We start from the raw sequence: 19,106 nt of genomic DNA on the forward strand, positions 1-19,106 counted from the left end.
GACATGTTCAGTCTTCGCTCAATCCCGAATCGCCATTGGAACGGGGCACCGGCGCGGCGCGTATCTTCGCGTCGGTACCCTGGTTCCCTCGTGTCGCGTATCGGGGGAGGGGCCGGCGTCCGCGTGGCGTCGGCCCCAATCGCCTCAGTCGCCGCCGCGCATCAGCGCATCGACATCGTTGCCGTTCGCGGCGGAGCCGCTCAACCCGCCGGGAAGAAATGCGCGTAGGGCGCCGCCTCGGCGAGGACCCGTTTCGCCGACGGCCTCGCCTCCAGCCGGTCCTGATAGGCGGCGAGCGCCGGGAAGCGATCGCGGAACGGATGCACCCTTTGGGCATAATGGAGCGCCGGCATGGCCGCGCAGTCGGCGAGGCCGAAATTCTCGCCCGCCGCCCAGGTTCGCGAAACCATCTCGCCCTCGATCCAGCCATAGGCCCGGTCGAGCATGGCGCGCGCCTGCGTCACCGCGAGCGGATCGTGCGATCCGTCGGGCCGGATCCGATCCCCGACGATCGCCTGCGTCGGGCCCATGACATAATTGTCGAAGATGCGATCCATCAGCCGCGCCTTCAGCGCCATGTCCGGATCGGCATCGTGCGCAAGCAGCCGGACCGGTCCGCGGTGATGGGTGTCGAGATGCTCGATGATGATGCTCGATTCGACGATCACATGATCGCGATCGATCAGCACCGGCATCTTGCCGACCGGCCACAGCGCCATGAACGCCGCGCGCCCCGCCTCGTCGCCGAGATCGACCTGGGCGAACGCGAATTCGGTTCCGTTCTCGTAGAGCGCGAGCAGCACCTTCCAGCAATAGGAAGACAGCGGATGGGCATGGAGCGTGAGGGTCATTGCGCCGTCTCCCCCTGGCGTTCGATGATGAGGTGGGTCGCCTTCTCGCCGGCGACCGAGTCGGTCACCTTATAGCCGAGCGCGGCAAGATCGAGCCCCTGCCAGAGCGGCTCGCCGCGGCCGAGCAGGATCGGCGCGACCGCGACATGGAGCTCGTCGATCGCGCGCGCTTCGAGATATTGGCGCACCGTCGCGGCGCCGCCGCCGATCCGCACGTCCTTGCCGCCCGCGGCCTCCCTCGCGCGATCGAGCGCCGCCTCGGCCCCGTCGGTGACGAAATGGAACACCGTGCCGCCCTTCATCGCGATCGGATCGCGCGGGTGGTTGGTGAGGACGAAGACCGGGACATGATAGGGCGGCTCTTCGCCCCACCAGCCTTTCCACGCGTCGTCGGGCCAGGGACCGCGCACCGGCCCGAACATGTTGCGCCCCAGGATCCAGGCGCCGACATTGGCCATGCTCCGGGCCGCGAAGCGCTCGTCGATCCCGTCGTCGCCGCCCTCCTCGCCGAACATCGCGCGAAAGGTGGGGGTGTGGAACATCCATTCGTGGAGCGCCTCCCCGCCCTTGCCGAGCGGATCGGCGAGGCTTTGATCGGAGCCGGCCACGAATCCGTCGATGGACAGGCTGAACGCCGAAACACGCACCTTCATTTCATCCTCCACAACCGCTTTTGATTTGCAACCGCTTGTCGGATAGGCAGACCGCTATTAAATTGCAAGCGGTTTTTGAATGGGGTGTCGCCCATGACCGATCTGCGCTCCGGCTGCCCGATCAACCTGACGCTCGAAGTGCTTGGCGATCGCTGGAGCCTGATCGTCATCCGCGACATCATGTTCGGCGACCGCCGCTATTTCCGGGTCCTGCACCGCGAATCGGAGGAAAAGATCGCCTCGAACATCCTCGCGGACCGGCTGAAGCGGCTGGTCGCGCTCGGCCTGCTCACCCGGGCGGACGATCCCGATCACAAGCAGAAGGCGCGCTACAGCCTCACCGAAAGGGCGATCCAGCTGGTGCCGCTGCTCGTCCAGATGGGCGCCTGGGGACGGCGCCACCTGCCGGTGACGCCGGAACTCTCGATCCGGGCGCAACTGCTCGAGGAAGGCGGGCCGGCGCTGTGGGCCGATTTCATGGACGAGCTGCGGACCGCCCATCTCGGCCAGCCGCCGAGCGGGAAGCCATCGGTCCTCGCTCGCCTCCAGGCGGCCTATGAAGCACTTGCGCCTGCCAAACGGACCATTGTGTAAACACAATAAATCATCTAGTCCATGCACATGGATAACCGAATCGCGCTGCTTCGGGCCGATCGCGGCCTCTCGCGCCGCGCCTTGGCCGAGGCGGTCGGCGTGAACCCGCAGACAATCGGCTACCTGGAGCGCGGCGACTACAAGCCGAGCCTCGAACTCGCCTTGAAGATCGCGGCGCATTTCGACGTGCCCGTCGAATCGATCTTCTCGCTTCGCCCCTTCCCCCCGATCGCCGACGCGCTTCGCTTCACCGGAGAAAGATGATGGACGTCCCCGCCTCGCTCGACCGGTTCGTCCACGCGACGCGCCTCGATTCGCTGACCATTCATGGCCGCCCGCGCGCGCGCAGCCTTCGCTGGTGGCCGCTGGTCGCGCTCGCGGCGCTTGCGGCGGGTTACGCGCTCTATGTCGCGGGCAGCCGCAGCCATTGGGACTGGCGCGTCGGACTGGTCGGGGCCGCGCTGTTCTACTTCGCATTCGGCGCGGCGCAGGTCGTCCCGTATTTCGGGCCGCGGCTGATCCCGGACGCCGATGGCGCGCTGGACGAGCGCGAGATGGCGGTCCGCGCCAGAGCCGGCTGCATCGCCGGCACGATCATGACCCTTTCGACGACGGCCGGCTGCTTCTATCTCGGGCTCGCACCGGTTTTCGGTCGCGCCTGGGCCCCGGCCGGACCGGCCGAGTGGGTCTTCCTTGGCCTCTCTTTCATCGCCGCCGCCCGCCTGCTGCCCGTGCTGATCGCGAGCTGGCTGCTGCCGCGGCCGGATGAGGATGACGGCTGAGAGGGGCCACGCGCATTGATCTGCCGCCGCCTTGGCCGGCGATGCGCGCGCCTCGCCCGCAGGATAATTTCGCACCCGCAACGACCTCTGCGAAACCGCCAAAGTCGCGCTTTTATCAGGGTTAACGGCGATTTACCCTCTTGCGCCAGATTCCCATTTCAAACACTATGGCTAGTGGCGCTCGATAGGGGGAGCACTAAGGGTTGTGGAGAGCGCCCGACGCCGGTTGTTGCCGGCGAAGGGCTCGCGCGGCCCTTGTGGATATCGGGGAAGAACCCGATTTAGGCCATGTATTCCCCGAAAATGCGCCTAGGATGAGCGGACGTTCCGCTGGAACGCATGGGGAACATGAGGTAAGCTATGGACTTGTCCGGCAGCAGCGAAGTGAGCGCGAGCGACGTGGCGACGATTCTGGAAACGCCCGTGAAGAAGGCCCGCAAGAGCGAGGCCGCGATCGATTCGAAATCGGTCGCGCCGCGCGCGTTCGCGATCGAGATCGACCATGGCCGCGATTCGCTGCTCACCGATTTCGGCAAGGATACGCTGCAGGACCGCTACCTGCTCCCCGGCGAGCGGTTCCAGGATCTCTTCGCCCGCGTCGCTTCGGCCTATGCCGATGATGCGGACCATGCCCAGCGGCTCTACGACTATATCTCGAAATTGTGGTTCATGCCGGCGACGCCGGTCCTGTCGAACGGCGGCACCGGTCGCGGCCTGCCCATTTCCTGCTACCTCAATTCGGTCTCGGACAGCCTCGAGGGGATTGTCGGCACCTGGAACGAGAATGTCTGGCTCGCCGCGCGCGGCGGCGGCATCGGCACCTATTGGGGGAATGTCCGCGGCATCGGCGAGGCGGTCGGCCTCAACGGCAAGACGAGCGGCATCATTCCCTTCGTGCGGGTGATGGATTCGCTGACGCTGGCAATCTCGCAAGGCTCGCTGCGGCGCGGATCGGCTGCCTGCTATCTCGATATCTCGCATCCGGAGATCGAGGAGTTCCTGGAGATCAGGAAGCCGTCCGGCGACTTCAACCGCAAGGCGCTGAACCTCCACCACGGCGTCCTCGTCTCCGACGCCTTCATGGAGGCGGTGCGCGACGGCGCCGAGTGGACGCTGCAGTCGCCCAAGGACGGATCGGCGCGCGGCACCGTCGATGCCCGGGCGCTCTTCCAGAAGCTGGTCGAGACCCGCCTCGCGACCGGCGAGCCCTATATCATCTTCATCGACCAGGTGAATCGCTCGATGCCCAAGCATCAGCGCGACGTCGGCCTCAAGGTCTCGACCTCGAACCTGTGCTCGGAAATCACGCTGCCGACGGGCCGCGATCAGCATGGCAAGGACCGCACCGCGGTGTGCTGCCTGTCCTCGCTCAACCTCGAGACGTGGGACGAGTGGAACGGCGACAAGCGCTTCATCGAGGACGTCATGCGCTTCCTCGACAATGTGCTGACCGACTATATCGATCGTGCGCCCGACGAGATGGCGCGCGCCAAATATAGCGCCGCGCGCGAGCGCAGCGTGGGCCTTGGCGTGATGGGCTTCCACTCCTTCCTCCAGGCGCGCGGCCTTCCGTTCGAGGGCGCGATGGCGAAGAGCTGGAACCTCAAGATCTTCCGCCACATCCGCGCCCAGGTGGACGAGGCATCGATGATGCTCGCGCACGAGCGGGGGCCCTGCCCCGACGCCGCCGACCAAGGCGTGATGGAGCGCTTTTCCTGCAAGATGGCGATCGCGCCGACCGCGTCGATCAGCATCATCTGCGGCGGCACCTCGGCCTGCATCGAGCCGATCCCGGCCAATATCTACACCCACAAGACGCTGTCGGGCAGCTGGTCGATCCGCAACCCGCACCTGGAGGCGCTGCTCAAGGAGAAGTCCAAGAACAGCGACAGCGTGTGGAACTCGATCCTGGAGCGCGGGGGCAGCGTCCAGCATCTCGATTTCCTGACCCAGGACGAGAAGGACACGTTCAAGACCAGCTTCGAGATCGACCAGCGCTGGCTGCTCGAGCTCGCCGCCGATCGCACGCCTTATATCGACCAGGCCCAGTCGCTGAACCTGTTCATCCCGGCCGACGTCGACAAGTGGGACCTCCTGATGCTCCATTATCGTGCGTGGGAGCTCGGCATCAAATCGCTCTATTATCTGCGCTCGAAGAGCGTGCAGCGCGCCGGTTTCGCTGGCGGCGTCGAGGCCGACAACACGCCCGAGCTGCGCGAGATCAACGTCGAGAGCACCGATTATGACGAGTGCCTTGCGTGCCAGTAACGGCGCCTCTCCCGCGGCGGGAGAGGGGGATCGCGACACGGCCGGGTGAGCGCGGCCCGGCCCGCCATGTCGGGGAAAGGAGAGACGGATGCACCTGGATCAGAATGTGAAGCTCCTCCTCGGCGCCGTCTTCGCCGCCGTCGGTCTCGTCATCCTTGTCCTCGATCGCGGCAGCCGCGGCTTCGGCCAGCGCCGGCAGGCGGGCGTCCTGTTCCTGATCGGCGGCGCGGTCATCGCCGCCGACGCCCTCGGCTATATCCATCTCAGCCATGGCTAGGGCCCGCGCGCTCCTTGCGATCGCATCGCTCGCCGGCCTTGCCGCCTGCGCGGTGCAGCGCGCCGACGCGGTCCAGCCGGCCGCGCCGGGCTTCCTTCTGGGGCTGTGGCACGGCTTCATCTTCCCGGTCGCCTGGGTGCTCAGCCTCTTCATGCCCGACGTCGCGATCTACGCGGTGCCCAACAATGGCGGCTGGTACGATTTCGGCTATTTCCTCGGCATCGTCGTCTTCGGCGTCGGCGCGCGGAAGAGCCACGTCGTCTACCGCGACCGCATCGTCAGGGTCCGCGAGCGATGAGGACGCAAGGACACAATCCCTCTCCCATTGGGAGAGGGAGGGAGCCGCGAAGCGGCGGGAGCGACCAACCCTCCGCCCGCCAATCACCCTCACCCTCCCAGGCTTTGCCTGGGCCCCTCCCTCTCCCGGCGGGAGAGGGGATCACGGAGTAGTCCAATGCCCCTTCTCGAAGCCCGCAAGCAGTACAAGCCGTTCGAATATCCCTGGGCGTTCGATTTCTGGAAGCGCCAGCAGCAGATCCACTGGATGCCGGAGGAGGTGCCGCTCGGCGAGGATTGCCGCGATTGGGCGCAGAAGCTGACCGATCACGAGCGCAACCTTCTGACGCAGATCTTCCGCTTCTTCACCCAGGCGGATGTCGAGGTGCAGGATTGCTACCACGACAAATATGGCCGCGTGTTCAAGCCGACCGAGATCAAGATGATGCTGACCGCGTTCAGCAACATGGAGACGGTCCACATCGCCGCTTACTCCCACCTGCTCGACACGATCGGGATGCCGGAGAGCGAATATTCGGCCTTCCTCCAGTACAAGGAGATGAAGGACAAGCACGATTATCTCGCGACCTTCAGCGTCGACACGGACGAGGACATCGCCCGCACGCTCGCCATGTTCGGCGGCTTCACCGAGGGGCTTCAGCTCTTCGCCAGCTTCGCGATGCTGATGAACTTCCCGCGCTTCAACAAGATGAAGGGCATGGGCCAGATCGTGAGCTGGAGCGTGCGCGACGAGAGCCTGCACTGCGAGGGCATCACCCGCCTGTTCCACGCCTTCGTGAAGGAGCGCGACTGCCTGACCAAGAGCGTCAAGGAGGACATTCTCGACGTCTGCCAGAAGACCGTCCGGCTTGAGGACGCCTTCATCGATCTCGCCTTCGAAATGGGCCCCGTCCCCGGCATGACGCCCAAGGAGATCAAGAAGTATATCCGCTACATCGCCGACTGGCGCCTGGGGCAATTGGGCTTCCAGCCCATCTACATGATCGACGAGCATCCCCTCCCCTGGCTCGCGCCTCTGCTGAACGGCGTCGAGCACGCCAATTTCTTCGAACAGCGCGCGACCGAATATTCCAAGGCCGCGACCAGGGGGAATTGGAACGAGGTGTGGGACAATTTCGACCGGCGCCAGCAGGCCAAGGCGGCGAATGACGCGCCGGAGGCTGGCGGCGAAGGGGACGACATGTTCACGCGGGCCGGGGTGGCTGCGGAGTAGGCTATGCCCCTTGTCAATTCGTCAGCAATGTATCGTGTCGAGTATGACGATAGCGCTCGACGTCTCGATATCTGGTTTAGCGAAAGTGGCCTTTATAGCTACTATGGAGTGCCGATTTCCGTTTATAACGGACTACTCTCGGCTACGTCCAAAGGGCAGTATTATAACAGCCATATTCGCGACCAATACGGCTGATGCTCTCCAAACGTCTACGGCTGGCACAGTCTTATAAAGCGATCTTTTAATTTCAAATGCCGCCATATAAGCTGACAAAATGGCGACCAGACCACTTGCGGCTAATGATCGGACTATCGGATCAGAGCGTCCAAAGATCAATGACATAGACGATCGTATCAGTTTGGAGCTTGTAATAGCGCTCGTGGGACCGGTCGGGTCGGGATGTACGACCACCTACGAGGCCATGTCGAAAGAGCTTCAGGACGAGTTCGGATATGACCCTGTCCACATTGTTCTCAGTAGAATCATAAAAGAGCACGCTAACGAAGTGGATTTGGACATCCCCGACACGTTGAGTGTCTCGGAACGGATCGATCGATACCAAACGGTAGGGAACGCGCTAAGAACCAAATTTGGCGACGAGTACCTTGCTGACCGAGCTATCGAAAAAATAGCTATCGAGCGCGACCAGAGGAAAGGGTACGCAGAGGTGGACGGAACCAGGGTCGTCCTCCCTCAGCGCCGAGCATATTTTGTCGATTCACTCAAGAATCCCGCTGAACTGCGCCGCCTCAGGCAGGTCTATGGTGACCTGTTATGGGTGGTGAGCGTCTTTGCACCCGAGAATGTGCGATTGGGAAGCCGCATCGGCGGCGGTCCGGTCAGCCTGCCTTTCTCGTCAAGTTGGTGCCGCTATATACGACAATGTCGGAGACCTTCTCGGCGTTGGCTGCAACGACGTGCCAAAATTTGGCGGCGGCTTATATGGGGAGGGCGGTGCGGCCGATCATCGCTGCTTTAGATGGCAAGATAACGAATGCCATAACGACAAGCATAAGCATGGCCTGGCTGTTAAAATTGCCGGCGCTGTAGGAGCAGCGGGTGAAAATGCAGCTTCTGTGATTTCTGACACCATGGAAGGAGGAGTCGCTAACCTAATCGAGTTCTCACGTTCAGTTCATGCAGAAATGGAGGCAATCGTCTCCGTTGCGCGCCTAGGAACCGGATCGACGGTCGGCTCTACTCTCTATACCACCACTTTCCCCTGTCACAATTGCGCCCGACATATTGTGGCCGCGGGTGTTGGCACGGTCTACTATGTGGAACCCTACTCGAAGAGCTTGGCGCTTGACCTTCACAGCGACGCAATTTCTCTGGATGAAAACTGCGACGACAAGGTTCGCTTTCTTCAGTACGAAGGATTTGCTCCGAGAACCTCGCTGCGGCTCTTTTCCAGCGCGGGGCGTGAGCGGAAAAGTGGCGGAAAATTCGTCAAACCGAATCCTCGGGACGCCAAACCGATATTCGCAACACCGCTGGATTCATATACAATCACCGAGAATATGGTCATTCGAAAGCTGAACGCCGAGGGGGACGGTGCTACCAATGAAACAGGATGAGGGAAGTCGGAAGCAACTTCATCTCCTTCTGCCGATTACGAATTTGCCTCCGCCCGACAAACGTAAGCCGACAACCGAGAGGTCGAAGATAGAGGAATCTCGTCGTCGGCTTATGAGGGATCTCGAGCGGGCCGGATTGTCTAATTTCCGCTAGCAGCTGCTGAAGCTAATTCCGCGTGTCGTATCCCGAGCGCGGCGGCGATTGCGCCGCGGTACCGGTTATCACCGTGCTCCACGAAGCCTGTCCCGCCGCCCGCCATCACTGCGCCGACGTTCCGATCGGGGAGGACTGAATGCACCTCGTGCTGGCCGCCTTGCTGCTCGCCGCGACCGCGAGCGATCCGGGGGAGCAGCCGCCGCGCTGCGAAGACATGCGGCGCCTGTCGGATGCGGCCAATCGGGCCGGGTCGTTCCGCGCGCTGATCGACGCGGGCTTCGCGCCGCCGATCCTCTACGGCTGCCGGCCGGCCGACGGCGGCTATCGCTGCTGGCGCAACGTGACGCCGCCGGAGGTGACGCCGGAACGCTACGGCGCGATCATCCGCGATTGCCTTCCCGGCGCGACGATGGCGGCGGTGGAGGCAAGAGACGGGTTCCGCCCCGACACCGCCCGGGTCGTCCGCCACGGCCGCCTCGTCGCGCGCCTCGACGACTCTTGCACCTCGGCCTGCCGCGCCGGCCGCGGCATGAGCATCGCCTTCACCATCGATCCGGCCGCCTCGGCGGCCGAACAGGCCGAAGCCCGTTGATTTCTTCTCCTTCGCATCCTCGCGTCTCGCGTGACGTGAATCGGACCTGGGCGCGATTTGCGTGCCCCTGCGCGCGGCTTGCTTCCAGCAACCGCGCCGCCGCATAATCTCCCCATGCCCGACCACCACATCGATCCCGAACGCGCCGCCTTCGATGCCTTCAAGGCGCTGCCGCGCGATGCGCCGATCGAGATGCTGAACCTGCTGCGCTTCCGTGGCCTGGCCGCCTATCCGGCGGAGCATCCGGCCGCCGCGGAGGGGCTGAGCGGGGCCGAGGCCTATCGGCGCTACCAGCGGGAGAGCGGCCCGGTCTTCGCCGGCGTCGGCGGCGCGATCATCTGGCAGGCGGCGCCCGAGATCGTGCTGATCGGGCCGGCGGACGAGGCGTGGGATGCCGCCTTCATCGCCCGCTATCCCTCCGCCGACGCCTTCCTCGCCATGATCGCCGATCCAGCCTATCGCGCCGCCGTGATCCACCGCCAGGCGGCCGTCGAAACCTCCCGCCTGATCCGCATGGCGCCGCGCGGCTGATCGTCCGCGCCGCGGGCCTTGCGCCCTAAACCGCGAATGAACATCCGCTTCGCGCCCGGTTCAGGCGCCCGGGGCCATGTTTCGTGCGTTCATGCCCGAGTCGCCGCTCGGTGCGAACGTCCACGAGGAGGGTTGTTTCATGCGTAAACTCATCATCGCCGCCGCCGGCCTTGCCGCCGCCGTGCTTCCCGTCACCGCCGCCTCGGCGCAATATCATGGCGGCTACAACCGATACGACCGCGTCCGCGCCGAACAGCGCGAATGCCGCCGCGAGCTTCGCCACGCACGCAATCGCTGGGAATATCGCCGCGAGCTCGCCGAATGCCGGCGCGAGATCGCGCGCGCGCGTTTCGAATCGCGCCGCCACCATTATCGTCCCTATCGCTGAACCCCTGCGGGGCCGTCGAACCGGCGGCCCCGTCCTCTTCCGGCTTCACCGGCCCACGAACATGAAGGCGACCGCCGCCAGGATGCAGGCGAAGGCCGCGCCGAAGCGCCAGCTCAGCGGCTCGCCAAGGAAGCCGACCATGAAGACGCCGAACACGGTGAGGGCGATCGCCTCCTGCGCGATCTTGAGCTGACCCGGCGTCCAGCCGTGGAGCGTCCCGATCCGGTTGGCGGGCACCGCGAAACTATATTCGACGAGCGCGACCGCCCAGCTGATCAGCACCACCGCCGCGATCGGCTTCGAAAGCGCGCCGCCGCGAATGTGCCAGTACCAGGCGAAGGTCATGAAGCTGTTCGAGATGAACAGCAGCAGGATTACCGGCATCGATCGCTCTTTCCTTCGCTCCGCCGCAGCCTGCCCCGCCGCCGCGCCCGCCGCAAGCCGTGACGGCGCGGGCAGCGCAACCACCGTCGCGCTGCCTCGTTGTCCCCCGCAGCGCCACACACTGGCGCCCTCAGGAGAGGAGGAAATGATGCGAAGTCTGATTCTGGCCCTTGCGGCCACGACGGGGGTTGCGGCGGCGCTGCCGCTCGCCGCCCCGGCCGATGCCCAGGGGCGGAACGAGCGGGAAGCGCGGCAGGATTGCCGGCGAGACCTGCGCAATGCCGACAATCGCCGAGAATATAATCGCGAGCTTCGCGACTGCCGGCGGGACATCGCCCAGGCCCGCAACCGCGATTGGCGGACGTACAACCGCTATGACTGGAACCGCCCGCCGTCGGGCGGCTATTATTATGCCGATCAATATTATCGCGACGGCCGCTATTATCGCGAGCGCCGGCTGACCCGCAACGACCGCATCTATCGCGGCCGCGACGGGCGTTATTATTGCCGGCGCCCCGACGGCACGACCGGGCTCATCGTCGGCGCCGCGGTCGGTGGCCTGATCGGCAATGCGGTGGACAATGGCCGCTCCAGCCTGCTCGGCACGCTGATCGGCGCCGCGGCGGGCGGCGCGCTCGGCCGCGAGGTCGAACGCGGCAGCGTGCGCTGTCGCTAGGCCAGGACGGGCGCCGGGATCCCCGGGTCCCGGCGCCCCGTCCTGTTCAGCCGGCGATGGCGGCCTCGAACCGCGCCGCGTCGACCAGCCCGAGCGAGGTGATCCCGGCGATGCGGATGTCGGCCAGCACCTGATCGACCCGCTCATGCCGAGTGGCGCCGTCCGGGCTGAAATGAAGCGTCGGATGGGCCGGATCGGCGGCGATCGCCGCGAGCCGTGCGCGCAATGCCGAGTCGGAGATTGCCACCCCGTCAAGCCGCGCCTGGCCGGCGGCATCGAGATCGAGGCGGTGCACCGGCGGCGGCACGGCGGGCGGCGTCGGATTCGTCGGAAGGTCGAGCGGCACCTTGTTCTCGCGCATCGGCAGGGTGACGATGAACATGATGATGAGCACGAGCATCAGATCGATGAGCGGCGTGGTGTTGATCGCGGCGATCGGCTGATCGTCGATCCGCATCGACGGGAAGCGCGTCCGGATCGCGCGCGGCTTGCGGGATTGAGGCATAAGATCCTCCATGTTTGACGCCTTGACGTTATACTATCTCATCGCTTTTTGGAAGCATCACGCGGGGAAGAGGATTCTCCCCGATCGGCGCGGCGCGCGCCCAGGCCTTCCAGTCGGTCCAAACTGGATGAATTGAAGGCCTCACTGTGCTTCCCGGGCGCGCCGGACCGGGGAACCGATGCGAAATATGCGGGTTGGCATTTTGCGCGCCCTGGCCGGCGCGTGAAAGGATGGCCGTGGATGGCAACCAGTCTCTCGACCCGCGATCGCGCAGCCGCTGCCGATGACGGCGCGTTTCGGCCCGGCCTGCGCGTGACCCTGCTGCTCGGCGGCGGAGTCGAGCGCCGGGGCCTGCTCTGCTGGTCCAGGGAAGGGCGGGCGGCGTTGCGGCCTTGCGAGCCGGTGCCCGCCCTGTTCGCCGCTATCCGACCTGAATCAGCCTGATGCTCGCGATCCGGCGGCCGCCGCAATAGACTTCGGCGGTGCGATAGGGCGAAACGCCGGCGCGCTGGTAGCGGGCGACATCGGTGACGGCCGCGCCAGCCGCCGGCGACAAGGTCAGATCGAAGGCGATCGTGCCGGGGCCGGAGGCGCGCCGCTCGGTCAGCGTCGGCCGGAAGCCCGCCATCTGCAGGTCGACCCGGCCGGTAACGTTGAGCCGCCCGTTCTCGATCGCGCCGATCCACTCGCGCGTCCGCTCGAACGGGCAGGGCGGGAGCGCCGGCGCGACGGTGCTGCCATCGAGGCTGGCGGCCGCCGCGGCGGCGCGGTTGCCGGCCGGCGCGCCATTGCCGCCCGCTGCGCCATTGGCCAGCTCGGCCGATCCGCCATTGCTGCAGCCGGCCACCAGAAGCGCCAGCGCCCCCGGAAATCCTCGCAACGCACCCATCCCTCGCCTCCTCGGCCACTTGTCCAGGCATAGCCAACGAATCGCTGGCGGGTTCCCTCCCGGCGCCTCGCCTGTGCGCCGCAACGCATCGCATCGGCCGGTCGGAGCCGTCCATGCGGCACGAAGCCTTAACCGTCCAGCGCTAGAGCGGTGCGATGTTCGGGCCGAGCCTTACCTCGATCTTCCGCAGCCGATGGATGGCGCTGATCTGGGCCGCGATGGTGATCTGGTTCGCGGTGGACGTCGCCGGCTCCGCACCGAATCCTTCGGCCAACCGCTCGATCGCCGCGACCGCCGACGCGACTGGCGCCCCGGTGGCGAACGAGGATGTCGCGGCGCTGCGCCGGTTCACGCAAGGGCACTGATCGCTCACCATCGCTCGCACCCGCGTGCAATTCGTGCCATTGGCGGCGCAGCGAGGTGACAGCATGGTTTCGAACCCCACCGATACGACCGGCCGCGTGATCGCGCGTCCCACAGGAAAGGGCCGCTTCCAGGCCGAGATCGAGGTGCGCGGCGGCGCGATCCTGGCCGACGAGCCGGTGAATGTGGGCGGCGACGCCAGCGGCCCGACGCCCTATGAACTGCTTTCCGCGGCGCTGGCGGCCTGCACGGCGATGACGATCCGCCTCTATGGACAGCGCAAGAACCTCACGCTGCCGACCTTTCGCGTCGAGGCCGCCCACCAGGTCGTGCCGGCCGACGGCGCCGGCGATGCGCCGCATGACCGGTTTGAACGACATATCGTGTTCGACGGCCCGATACCCGCCGAAATCAAGGAAAGGGTGCTCGACATCGCCGGGAAATGCCCCGTGCATCGCACGCTGATGCGGGGATTCGAGATCGTCACCAGTGCCGATGGCGCCGATTACGCGAATGGCGATGCGCCGCGCCGGCATGCCGACGACATGATCGCCACCGCCGACGCGTAGCGGGGCGCTTGGCCAGATCCGGCCCGCGGCCTATAGCACGGGCCGCAAAGGAGAATTCTTGCAATGACGACGGAGAACGGCGCGACGCGCGCGTGGCGACTGGTCGTGCATGGAGGCGCCGGCCGGTTCGAGCGCGATGCCATCGGGGCCGAGCAGGAGGCGGGAATCCGCGCCGGGCTCAGTCGCGCCCTGGCCGAAGGCGGGGCGGTGCTGGCCGGAGGCGGCGCTGCGATCGACGCGGTCGAGGTCGCGGTGCGGGTGCTCGAGGACGATCCCAATTTCAATGCCGGCCGCGGCGCCGTGCTCGATTATGACGGCCGGGTCGAGCTGGATGCCGCGATCATGGAAGGCGCGTCCCGACGCGCCGGCGCGATCGCGGGCGTATCGCGCAGCCGCCATCCGGTCAGCGTCGCACGGCGCGTGATGGAGGCGAGCCCCCACGCGTTCCTCCGCGGCGACGGCGCCGATCAATTTTCGTGCGAGCAGGGTCTGGAGCAGGTGGCGAATGACTGGTTCGTCACCCTCGAACGCCGCCGGCAGCTCGACGAGCTGCGCGCGCGGGGCGACGCTGGCGCGTTCGATGCGGATCTCAAATATGGCACGGTCGGGGCGGTCGCGCTCGATCAGGCAGGCCATGTCGCCGCCGCGACCTCGACCGGCGGTCTCACCGGAAAGCGTTGGGGCCGGATCGGCGATTCGCCGGTGATCGGCGCCGGGACCTATGCCGACGATCGGGCCGCGGCGGTGTCGGCGACCGGAAGCGGGGAGCAGTTCCTGCGCGTCGGGGCCGCCCATGAAATCTGCGCGCGCATCCGCCTGCTCGGCGAAGCGCCCCAGGCGGCCGCGGATGCGGTGATGGGCGAAGTAGGCGCGCTTGGCGGCGCCGGCGGCGTGATCGTCGTGACGCCGACGGGCGAGGCAATCTTCAGCTTCACCACCCCGGGAATGTATCGCGGCGAAGCCTCGCCCGCCGGCCACACGACCGCGCTCTACCGCGACGAGGTTCACGGGTCCGACCTTCGCCGCCTGGCCCTCCCCTAAGCCGCGACGCTTTCGAAGAAGCCGATCAGGCGGTCCATCCGCTCGATGATCTGGCGTTGGCGGTTGGCGCTTTTGTCGGTGATGTCTCGCGAGGGCGCGTCGGCGCTTTCGGCGGCCTGGAAGGTCCAGCCCTCCTCCTCGATCCGGCGGAGCATCTCGACCGCGCGATCGCGCTCGTCGCGCAGCAGGGCGATCGCGTCGTTCGTCCCAAGTCGTCCGGGCAATTCGGCGGCCATCGCGCCATCATAACCCGGGACGCCGCGCGAGGCGAGACCGGGCGGGACTGAGAGGGCCTGCGCTATCCGGCCCCGCCGGCGCGCCAGGCCTTCAGATCGAACAGGCTGCCGGGCGATCCCGATTTCATCACCGTGCGCTGGAAGAGCCGTGAGGAGATGCGGACGATGACCACGATCCACGCCAATTGCCAGAGCAGTGCAAGCAGATGCGGCCACAGGCTGTCCGACATCGAGGCATAGCCGACCATCGCCATCGGTGAACTGAAGGGCACGAGCCAGGCCGCCCATCCCATCCATCCGGCGTCGCTTCCCGTTGCATTGATCGCGAGCAGGAAGACGAGAAGCTGGAGCATCGTCACCGGCATCGAGATCGTCTGGATCTCGCGCACGCTGCTCGCCTGCGCGCCGATGCCGAGGAAAAGCGAGCCAAGCAGCATGAAGTTGGTCGCGTAATAGACGATGATCAGCACGATGAAGGCCGGCCAGCCGACCGCGGGCGACACATCCGGCAGGTTCACCCAATCCGACACGACTTGCGAAAACAGATAGGCGACACCGCCGATCGAGCCCCAGACGATGAGGCCGACGGTCGAGATGGCGAGCATCGCGAACAGCTTGCCGAGGAAGATGGAGTCGAGCGGCACCGCCGCGGCGAGCACTTCGATCACCTTGTTCGATTTCTCCTCGACCAGGGTCGACAGGAGCAGGGTCGCGAGAAGAACGGTGACCATGAAGATAAGGGTCTGCCCGCCTCGCGCGAACTGGCGACGGAGCATCTGGAGGTTGCCGGCGGCGGCGGCGGTGACGACGCGCTGCACCGGAACCGACCGGAAATCCCGATGCCCGGCGGCGATGGTGGACATCTGCCGCGCATCGTCGATCACGAGCTGGAGCCGCCGGGCGACGAACTGGTCCGCGCGGCGCGGGCCGGTGAGCACCGGATGATCGAGCGTTCCGCTCAGCACCGCCGAATAATTGCCCTCGACGTCCGCGAGCAACTGGCTCACCTGGGCGCCGACATGCTCCGCCGGCTCCACCGGGCGCAGCGCCGGGAAGGCCTGTTCGGACGTGCCGGCGACGAGCCGGTCGCGGGCATCCATGATCGCCTGCGTGGTGGCGCTGTCGGCGACGAGCGCCACGACCGGCTGCAACGCCGCCGCCTCGCGCCGCGCCGACATCGTGCTGACGAGAAGGGTGAAGGCGACGACGATCAGCGGCGCCAGCAGGAACAGGACGAAGGTGCGCGACCAGACGGTGGCGACGAAATCCCTGCGTGCGATGACCCACGCCGCTTCCCACAGGCTCATCATGCCGCGATCTCCAGCCCGTTCTCGCCGGACCTGGTCGCCGGCGCGGACGGCCCGGCGATGGCGACGAAGGCGTCGTGCAGACCCGGCCGCTCGATCGACAATTGCTCGATGCCGGCGCCGCCGTCGATCAGCGCCTTCAGCAGCGGCTCGATCCCGCCGGCCGGCAGCTCGAATTCGAACAGGCCCCCGTCCTGGACCGTGCCCGCGGGCAAAGCGGCGCGCCAGGCGCCGTCGCTCGCGCGCGTCTTCAACCGAACATGCGGGCGCAGACGATCGCGCGCCTCGGTGACGCGCCCTTCGAACCGCACCTCACCGGCGGCGATGATCGCGATCCGCTCGCACAGACGCTCGGCATGGTGGATGACATGGGTGGAAAAGATCACCGTCGTGCCGGCCGCCGCTTCCTCGCGGATCATATGTTCGAGCCGGCCCTGGTTGATCGCGTCGAGCCCGGAGAAAGGCTCGTCGAGGACGATCAGGCGCGGCTTGTGGACGATGGTGCCGAACAGCTGGATCGTCTGCGCCATTCCCTTGGACAGGCTCTTGATCGGCTTGTCGACATAGGCGCCGAGATCGTTCTCGCGCAGCAGGATCTCGGCGCGCTTGCGGCCGACGTCCAGCGGCAGGCCGCGCAGCGCGCCCATGAAGGCGATGGCGTCGCGAGTCGTCATGGCCGGGTAAAGGCCGCGCTCCTCGGGGAGATAGCCGACGATCTTCGCCGCCTCGAGCGGGCGTTCGTGGCCGAGCAGGCTGCGCGTGCCCCGGTCCGGCTCGATGATTCCGAGCAGCATCCTGAGCGTCGTCGTCTTGCCGGCGCCGTTCAGTCCCAATATGCCGTAAATGGCGCCTTCCGGGACGGCGATGTCGATGCCCCGGACGGCGGGCTTGCCCTCGAACGACTTGAAAAGCCCCCGCGCCTCGATCGCCAAATTGCTCACTTACGCTCTTGCAACCCCCGCACAAAGTAAAGCGCGATTAAGCGGAGAATAGATTGGAAAGCAAGCACAGGCTTCGCGAAGACCTCCGCCGATCGGCCGAAGAACTGGGCTTTTGCGCGTTCGGAATCGCGCGCGCCGATGCCGCGCCGAAAGCCGGCGAGCGGTTGCGCCAATGGCTGGCCGAGGGCTGCCATGGCGACATGGTCTGGATGGAGGAGACGGCCGTGCGGCGAGCCGCTCCCCGCGCGCTGTGGCCGGACGTCCGCAGCGTCGTCGCGCTCGGGATGAGCTATGCGCCGGCCGCGGATCCGCTGGCGCTCGCCGACGCGCGCGATCGCGGCCGGATTTCGGTCTACGCCCAGGGCGCGGACTATCATGACCTGGTCAAGAAGGCGCTGAAGGCGCTCGCCCGCCGGCTGATCGAGCTTGCCGGGGGCGAGCTCAAGGTGTTTGTCGATACCGCCCCGGTCATGGAAAAGCCGCTTGCTGAGGCGGCCGGCATCGGCTGGCAGGGCAAGCACACCAATCTCGTCAGCCGCGCGGACGGAAGCTGGCTCTTCCTCGGCGCGCTCTACACCTCGCTCGATCTCGCGACCGACGCGCCGCACGCCGCGCGCTGCGGCTCGTGCACGGCCTGCCTCGCCGCCTGCCCGACCGACGCCTTTCCGGCCCCGTTCCGGCTCGATGCGCGGCGCTGCATTTCCTACCTCACGATCGAGCACAAGGGCCCGATCCCCGAGGAATTCCGGGCCGCGATCGGCAATCGCATCTATGGCTGCGACGATTGCCTGGCCGTGTGCCCCTGGAACCGGTTCGCGGATGCCGCGCGCGCCAACCGCGCCTTCCTGCCCCGGGCCGAGCTTGCCGCGCCGGCGCTCGCCGATCTGCTCGATCTCGACGACGCGGGTTTCCGCCAGGTCTTCGCGGGATCGCCGATCAAGCGGATCGGCCGCAATCGGATAGTCCGCAACGCCGCGATCGCCGCGGGCAATAGCGGCCGCCCGGACCTCGTTCCCGCCCTTCGCAAGCTGGTCGGCGATCCCGACCCGGTCGTCGCCGAAGCCGCCGCCTGGGCGCTGGCGCGGCTCAGCGCGCCTGCGGCCGGCGGCTGAGCGCCGCGACGCAGGACGCGCGGTCCATCTCCCGCCCGTCGGGCAGGCGCGCGTCGACATGGGTGACGATCGGCTCGCCGCCGCCGCGCGGCGGATAGAGATAGGCGTCGAGCACGCAGACCGGGCTCAGGAACTGGAGCTTGCGCGCCGGCCCCTCGCGCGAATCGAGCTGCGCGGGGCCGAATTCATCGACCAGTACGCGCGCCGTGCGGCCGATCACCGTTTCGAGCCCGGCGCGCGGATAAGGCTGCGGCTCGGGTGGCGGGGCGGTCGGCCGCACCGGCGCCGGACGAGGTGTCTGCGGCACGCAGGCGCCGAGCGCGAGCGCGCCGAGCAGCCAGAAATGAGCGCGCCGATCGGGGTTCCTGTCCATCGCCGCCTAGAATCACGGAACGGCGGTCTCGGCAAGGGCGGCGGCGTCGGCGTGCGGCCGGACTCCCCAGGACCGCGTTCACGCGATAGGAAACCGGAATGAGCCTTCCACCCTTCCACCTCGCCTTTCCAGTCCACGATCTCGGCGCCGCGCGCGCTTTCTACGGCGGGCTGCTGGGATGCCCCGAAGGCCGCAGCGCCGAAAGCTGGGTCGATTTCGACTTTTTCGGGCACCAGATCGTCGCGCACCTCGCGCCAGAAGGCGCCGCACGTCGCCACGAAAATCCGGTCGACGGACATGATGTCCCGGTTCCGCATTTCGGCGCGGTGCTGACGATGGAGGACTGGAAGCAACTCGCCGCGCGACTTCGCGAGGCGGGCACTGGGTTCGTGATCGAACCGACGATCCGCTTTGCCGGATCGACCGGCGAACAGGCGACGATGTTCTTCACCGATCCATCCGGAAACGCGATCGAGATAAAGGCCATGCGCAATCCGGACGATCTTTTTCGATCCTGATTAAGCGCATCA

28 protein-coding genes are annotated in these 19,106 nt (G+C 66.5%); 19 read left to right on the forward strand and 9 right to left on the reverse strand.

What is annotated here, in order from left to right:
• Positions 1-200 precede the first annotated feature (200 nt).
• Together FRZ32_RS05455 and FRZ32_RS05460 are read right to left on the reverse strand one after the other, a co-directional pair.
• Positions 201-851 carry a glutathione S-transferase family protein gene (locus FRZ32_RS05455; protein WP_147042564.1) on the reverse strand — a complete coding sequence of 217 codons (651 nt, stop codon included), beginning with the start codon at positions 849-851 and terminating at the stop codon, positions 201-203.
• A complete protein-coding gene (locus FRZ32_RS05460; RefSeq protein ID WP_147042565.1) occupies positions 848-1,504 on the reverse strand; it encodes a dihydrofolate reductase family protein in 657 nt (218 codons plus the stop codon). Before FRZ32_RS05460 ends, FRZ32_RS05455 begins: the two co-directional genes overlap by 4 nt.
• 93 nt (positions 1,505-1,597) lie before the next feature.
• On the opposite strand from FRZ32_RS05460, the gene FRZ32_RS05465 reads away from it, so the two are divergent.
• From FRZ32_RS05465 to FRZ32_RS05520, 12 genes are all read left to right on the forward strand, one after another.
• A complete protein-coding gene (locus FRZ32_RS05465; protein WP_147042566.1) occupies positions 1,598-2,098 on the forward strand; it encodes a winged helix-turn-helix transcriptional regulator in 501 nt (166 codons plus the stop codon).
• Positions 2,099-2,125: 27 nt separating this feature from the next.
• The gene (locus FRZ32_RS05470) at positions 2,126-2,362 is read left to right on the forward strand and encodes a helix-turn-helix transcriptional regulator (protein ID WP_147042567.1); all 237 of its coding nucleotides are present in this window, start codon (positions 2,126-2,128) and stop codon (positions 2,360-2,362) included.
• Positions 2,362-2,880, forward strand: a complete 519-nt coding sequence (locus tag FRZ32_RS05475; protein ID WP_147042568.1) for a hypothetical protein — start codon at positions 2,362-2,364, stop codon at positions 2,878-2,880. The genes FRZ32_RS05470 and FRZ32_RS05475 overlap by 1 nt, the downstream gene beginning before the upstream one ends.
• Before the next feature lie 360 nt (positions 2,881-3,240).
• Positions 3,241-5,148, forward strand: coding sequence for a ribonucleoside-diphosphate reductase subunit alpha (locus FRZ32_RS05480; RefSeq protein ID WP_147042569.1), 1,908 nt, complete (start codon positions 3,241-3,243; stop codon positions 5,146-5,148).
• Between the two features lie 88 nt (positions 5,149-5,236).
• Positions 5,237-5,425 (forward strand): hypothetical protein, encoded by a 189-nt coding sequence (locus FRZ32_RS05485; protein ID WP_147042570.1) that lies wholly within the window; start codon positions 5,237-5,239, stop codon positions 5,423-5,425.
• Positions 5,418-5,723: a hypothetical protein gene (locus tag FRZ32_RS05490; protein ID WP_147042571.1), complete on the forward strand. Its 306-nt coding sequence runs from the start codon at positions 5,418-5,420 to the stop codon at positions 5,721-5,723. The genes FRZ32_RS05485 and FRZ32_RS05490 overlap by 8 nt, the downstream gene beginning before the upstream one ends.
• 156 nt (positions 5,724-5,879) lie before the next feature.
• Positions 5,880-6,935 (forward strand): ribonucleotide-diphosphate reductase subunit beta, encoded by a 1,056-nt coding sequence (locus FRZ32_RS05495; RefSeq protein WP_147042572.1) that lies wholly within the window; start codon positions 5,880-5,882, stop codon positions 6,933-6,935.
• A gap of 27 nt (positions 6,936-6,962) precedes the next feature.
• Entirely contained in the window at positions 6,963-7,130 is a 168-nt protein-coding gene (locus FRZ32_RS15740) for a KTSC domain-containing protein (RefSeq protein ID WP_205008243.1), read from the forward strand.
• 608 nt (positions 7,131-7,738) lie between these two features.
• Positions 7,739-8,512, forward strand: a complete 774-nt coding sequence (locus tag FRZ32_RS05505) for a deaminase (RefSeq protein WP_147042574.1) — start codon at positions 7,739-7,741, stop codon at positions 8,510-8,512.
• Positions 8,513-8,805: 293 nt separating this feature from the next.
• Positions 8,806-9,261, forward strand: a complete 456-nt coding sequence (locus tag FRZ32_RS05510) for a hypothetical protein (RefSeq protein WP_147042575.1) — start codon at positions 8,806-8,808, stop codon at positions 9,259-9,261.
• Between the two features lie 114 nt (positions 9,262-9,375).
• Positions 9,376-9,792: a DUF1330 domain-containing protein gene (locus FRZ32_RS05515; protein ID WP_147042576.1), complete on the forward strand. Its 417-nt coding sequence runs from the start codon at positions 9,376-9,378 to the stop codon at positions 9,790-9,792.
• Positions 9,793-9,931: 139 nt separating this feature from the next.
• Positions 9,932-10,180 (forward strand): hypothetical protein, encoded by a 249-nt coding sequence (locus FRZ32_RS05520; RefSeq protein ID WP_147042577.1) that lies wholly within the window; start codon positions 9,932-9,934, stop codon positions 10,178-10,180.
• Positions 10,181-10,225: 45 nt separating this feature from the next.
• On the opposite strand, the gene FRZ32_RS05525 is transcribed toward FRZ32_RS05520, so the two are convergent.
• Entirely contained in the window at positions 10,226-10,564 is a 339-nt protein-coding gene (locus FRZ32_RS05525) for a DMT family protein (protein WP_147042578.1), read from the reverse strand.
• A 148-nt stretch (positions 10,565-10,712) separates the two neighbouring features.
• Here FRZ32_RS05525 and FRZ32_RS05530 point away from each other — a divergent pair, with 148 nt between their 5' ends.
• Complete coding sequence (locus tag FRZ32_RS05530; RefSeq protein WP_147042579.1) at positions 10,713-11,240, forward strand: glycine zipper 2TM domain-containing protein; 528 nt, start codon at positions 10,713-10,715, stop codon at positions 11,238-11,240.
• A gap of 46 nt (positions 11,241-11,286) precedes the next feature.
• On the opposite strand, the gene FRZ32_RS05535 is transcribed toward FRZ32_RS05530, so the two are convergent.
• Positions 11,287-11,745 carry an ExbD/TolR family protein gene (locus tag FRZ32_RS05535; RefSeq protein ID WP_158635843.1) on the reverse strand — a complete coding sequence of 153 codons (459 nt, stop codon included), beginning with the start codon at positions 11,743-11,745 and terminating at the stop codon, positions 11,287-11,289.
• A gap of 240 nt (positions 11,746-11,985) precedes the next feature.
• On the opposite strand from FRZ32_RS05535, the gene FRZ32_RS05540 reads away from it, so the two are divergent.
• A complete protein-coding gene (locus FRZ32_RS05540) occupies positions 11,986-12,189 on the forward strand; it encodes a hypothetical protein (RefSeq protein ID WP_147042581.1) in 204 nt (67 codons plus the stop codon).
• Here FRZ32_RS05540 and FRZ32_RS05545 read toward each other — a convergent pair.
• On the reverse strand, positions 12,167-12,634 hold the full coding sequence (locus tag FRZ32_RS05545) for a hypothetical protein (protein WP_147042582.1): 468 nt from the start codon (positions 12,632-12,634) through the stop codon (positions 12,167-12,169). The two genes, FRZ32_RS05540 and FRZ32_RS05545, sit on opposite strands and share 23 nt — an antisense overlap.
• 155 nt (positions 12,635-12,789) lie before the next feature.
• On the opposite strand from FRZ32_RS05545, the gene FRZ32_RS05550 reads away from it, so the two are divergent.
• The 3 genes from FRZ32_RS05550 to FRZ32_RS05560 all read left to right on the forward strand — a co-directional run bounded on the left by FRZ32_RS05550 (position 12,790) and on the right by FRZ32_RS05560 (position 14,607).
• A complete protein-coding gene (locus FRZ32_RS05550; protein ID WP_147042583.1) occupies positions 12,790-12,999 on the forward strand; it encodes a hypothetical protein in 210 nt (69 codons plus the stop codon).
• A gap of 63 nt (positions 13,000-13,062) precedes the next feature.
• Complete coding sequence (locus FRZ32_RS05555) at positions 13,063-13,566, forward strand: OsmC family protein (RefSeq protein ID WP_147042584.1); 504 nt, start codon at positions 13,063-13,065, stop codon at positions 13,564-13,566.
• 63 nt (positions 13,567-13,629) lie between these two features.
• On the forward strand, positions 13,630-14,607 hold the full coding sequence (locus FRZ32_RS05560; RefSeq protein ID WP_147042585.1) for an isoaspartyl peptidase/L-asparaginase family protein: 978 nt from the start codon (positions 13,630-13,632) through the stop codon (positions 14,605-14,607).
• On the opposite strand, the gene FRZ32_RS05565 is transcribed toward FRZ32_RS05560, so the two are convergent.
• From FRZ32_RS05565 to FRZ32_RS05575, 3 genes are all read right to left on the reverse strand, one after another.
• Positions 14,604-14,843, reverse strand: a complete 240-nt coding sequence (locus FRZ32_RS05565; protein WP_147042586.1) for a hypothetical protein — start codon at positions 14,841-14,843, stop codon at positions 14,604-14,606. The genes FRZ32_RS05560 and FRZ32_RS05565 overlap by 4 nt on opposite strands.
• Before the next feature lie 62 nt (positions 14,844-14,905).
• Positions 14,906-16,150, reverse strand: coding sequence for an ABC transporter permease (locus FRZ32_RS05570; protein ID WP_158635844.1), 1,245 nt, complete (start codon positions 16,148-16,150; stop codon positions 14,906-14,908).
• Complete coding sequence (locus FRZ32_RS05575) at positions 16,150-17,091, reverse strand: ABC transporter ATP-binding protein (protein ID WP_147042588.1); 942 nt, start codon at positions 17,089-17,091, stop codon at positions 16,150-16,152. Before FRZ32_RS05575 ends, FRZ32_RS05570 begins: the two co-directional genes overlap by 1 nt.
• A gap of 53 nt (positions 17,092-17,144) precedes the next feature.
• Here FRZ32_RS05575 and queG point away from each other — a divergent pair, with 53 nt between their 5' ends.
• Positions 17,145-18,203, forward strand: a complete 1,059-nt coding sequence (gene queG / locus FRZ32_RS05580) for a tRNA epoxyqueuosine(34) reductase QueG (protein ID WP_147042589.1) — start codon at positions 17,145-17,147, stop codon at positions 18,201-18,203.
• Here queG and FRZ32_RS05585 read toward each other — a convergent pair.
• Positions 18,178-18,576, reverse strand: coding sequence for a hypothetical protein (locus FRZ32_RS05585; protein WP_147042590.1), 399 nt, complete (start codon positions 18,574-18,576; stop codon positions 18,178-18,180). The genes queG and FRZ32_RS05585 overlap by 26 nt on opposite strands.
• Positions 18,577-18,674: 98 nt before the next feature.
• On the opposite strand from FRZ32_RS05585, the gene FRZ32_RS05590 reads away from it, so the two are divergent.
• On the forward strand, positions 18,675-19,094 hold the full coding sequence (locus FRZ32_RS05590; RefSeq protein WP_147042591.1) for a VOC family protein: 420 nt from the start codon (positions 18,675-18,677) through the stop codon (positions 19,092-19,094).
• The last annotated feature ends 12 nt before the right edge of the window (positions 19,095-19,106 follow it).

Source organism: Sphingosinicella ginsenosidimutans, assembly GCF_007995055.1.
GTDB classification, from domain to species: domain Bacteria; phylum Pseudomonadota; class Alphaproteobacteria; order Sphingomonadales; family Sphingomonadaceae; genus Allosphingosinicella; species Allosphingosinicella ginsenosidimutans.

What these genes read in the sequence shown, in the direction of transcription:
- FRZ32_RS05455 (WP_147042564.1), bottom strand. Translation starts at nt 851, where the DNA reads ATGACCCTCACGCTCCATGCCCATCCGCTGTCTTCCTATTGCTGGAAG.
- FRZ32_RS05460 (WP_147042565.1), bottom strand. Translation starts at nt 1,504, where the DNA reads ATGAAGGTGCGTGTTTCGGCGTTCAGCCTGTCCATCGACGGATTCGTG.
- FRZ32_RS05465 (WP_147042566.1), top strand. Translation starts at nt 1,598, where the DNA reads ATGACCGATCTGCGCTCCGGCTGCCCGATCAACCTGACGCTCGAAGTG.
- FRZ32_RS05470 (WP_147042567.1), top strand. Translation starts at nt 2,126, where the DNA reads ATGGATAACCGAATCGCGCTGCTTCGGGCCGATCGCGGCCTCTCGCGC.
- FRZ32_RS05475 (WP_147042568.1), top strand. Translation starts at nt 2,362, where the DNA reads ATGGACGTCCCCGCCTCGCTCGACCGGTTCGTCCACGCGACGCGCCTC.
- FRZ32_RS05480 (WP_147042569.1), top strand. Translation starts at nt 3,241, where the DNA reads ATGGACTTGTCCGGCAGCAGCGAAGTGAGCGCGAGCGACGTGGCGACG.
- FRZ32_RS05485 (WP_147042570.1), top strand. Translation starts at nt 5,237, where the DNA reads ATGCACCTGGATCAGAATGTGAAGCTCCTCCTCGGCGCCGTCTTCGCC.
- FRZ32_RS05490 (WP_147042571.1), top strand. Translation starts at nt 5,418, where the DNA reads ATGGCTAGGGCCCGCGCGCTCCTTGCGATCGCATCGCTCGCCGGCCTT.
- FRZ32_RS05495 (WP_147042572.1), top strand. Translation starts at nt 5,880, where the DNA reads ATGCCCCTTCTCGAAGCCCGCAAGCAGTACAAGCCGTTCGAATATCCC.
- FRZ32_RS15740 (WP_205008243.1), top strand. Translation starts at nt 6,963, where the DNA reads ATGTATCGTGTCGAGTATGACGATAGCGCTCGACGTCTCGATATCTGG.
- FRZ32_RS05505 (WP_147042574.1), top strand. Translation starts at nt 7,739, where the DNA reads ATGTGCGATTGGGAAGCCGCATCGGCGGCGGTCCGGTCAGCCTGCCTT.
- FRZ32_RS05510 (WP_147042575.1), top strand. Translation starts at nt 8,806, where the DNA reads ATGCACCTCGTGCTGGCCGCCTTGCTGCTCGCCGCGACCGCGAGCGAT.
- FRZ32_RS05515 (WP_147042576.1), top strand. Translation starts at nt 9,376, where the DNA reads ATGCCCGACCACCACATCGATCCCGAACGCGCCGCCTTCGATGCCTTC.
- FRZ32_RS05520 (WP_147042577.1), top strand. Translation starts at nt 9,932, where the DNA reads ATGCGTAAACTCATCATCGCCGCCGCCGGCCTTGCCGCCGCCGTGCTT.
- FRZ32_RS05525 (WP_147042578.1), bottom strand. Translation starts at nt 10,564, where the DNA reads ATGCCGGTAATCCTGCTGCTGTTCATCTCGAACAGCTTCATGACCTTC.
- FRZ32_RS05530 (WP_147042579.1), top strand. Translation starts at nt 10,713, where the DNA reads ATGCGAAGTCTGATTCTGGCCCTTGCGGCCACGACGGGGGTTGCGGCG.
- FRZ32_RS05535 (WP_158635843.1), bottom strand. Translation starts at nt 11,745, where the DNA reads ATGCCTCAATCCCGCAAGCCGCGCGCGATCCGGACGCGCTTCCCGTCG.
- FRZ32_RS05540 (WP_147042581.1), top strand. Translation starts at nt 11,986, where the DNA reads ATGGCAACCAGTCTCTCGACCCGCGATCGCGCAGCCGCTGCCGATGAC.
- FRZ32_RS05545 (WP_147042582.1), bottom strand. Translation starts at nt 12,634, where the DNA reads ATGGGTGCGTTGCGAGGATTTCCGGGGGCGCTGGCGCTTCTGGTGGCC.
- FRZ32_RS05550 (WP_147042583.1), top strand. Translation starts at nt 12,790, where the DNA reads ATGTTCGGGCCGAGCCTTACCTCGATCTTCCGCAGCCGATGGATGGCG.
- FRZ32_RS05555 (WP_147042584.1), top strand. Translation starts at nt 13,063, where the DNA reads ATGGTTTCGAACCCCACCGATACGACCGGCCGCGTGATCGCGCGTCCC.
- FRZ32_RS05560 (WP_147042585.1), top strand. Translation starts at nt 13,630, where the DNA reads ATGACGACGGAGAACGGCGCGACGCGCGCGTGGCGACTGGTCGTGCAT.
- FRZ32_RS05565 (WP_147042586.1), bottom strand. Translation starts at nt 14,843, where the DNA reads ATGGCCGCCGAATTGCCCGGACGACTTGGGACGAACGACGCGATCGCC.
- FRZ32_RS05570 (WP_158635844.1), bottom strand. Translation starts at nt 16,150, where the DNA reads ATGAGCCTGTGGGAAGCGGCGTGGGTCATCGCACGCAGGGATTTCGTC.
- FRZ32_RS05585 (WP_147042590.1), bottom strand. Translation starts at nt 18,576, where the DNA reads ATGGACAGGAACCCCGATCGGCGCGCTCATTTCTGGCTGCTCGGCGCG.
- FRZ32_RS05590 (WP_147042591.1), top strand. Translation starts at nt 18,675, where the DNA reads ATGAGCCTTCCACCCTTCCACCTCGCCTTTCCAGTCCACGATCTCGGC.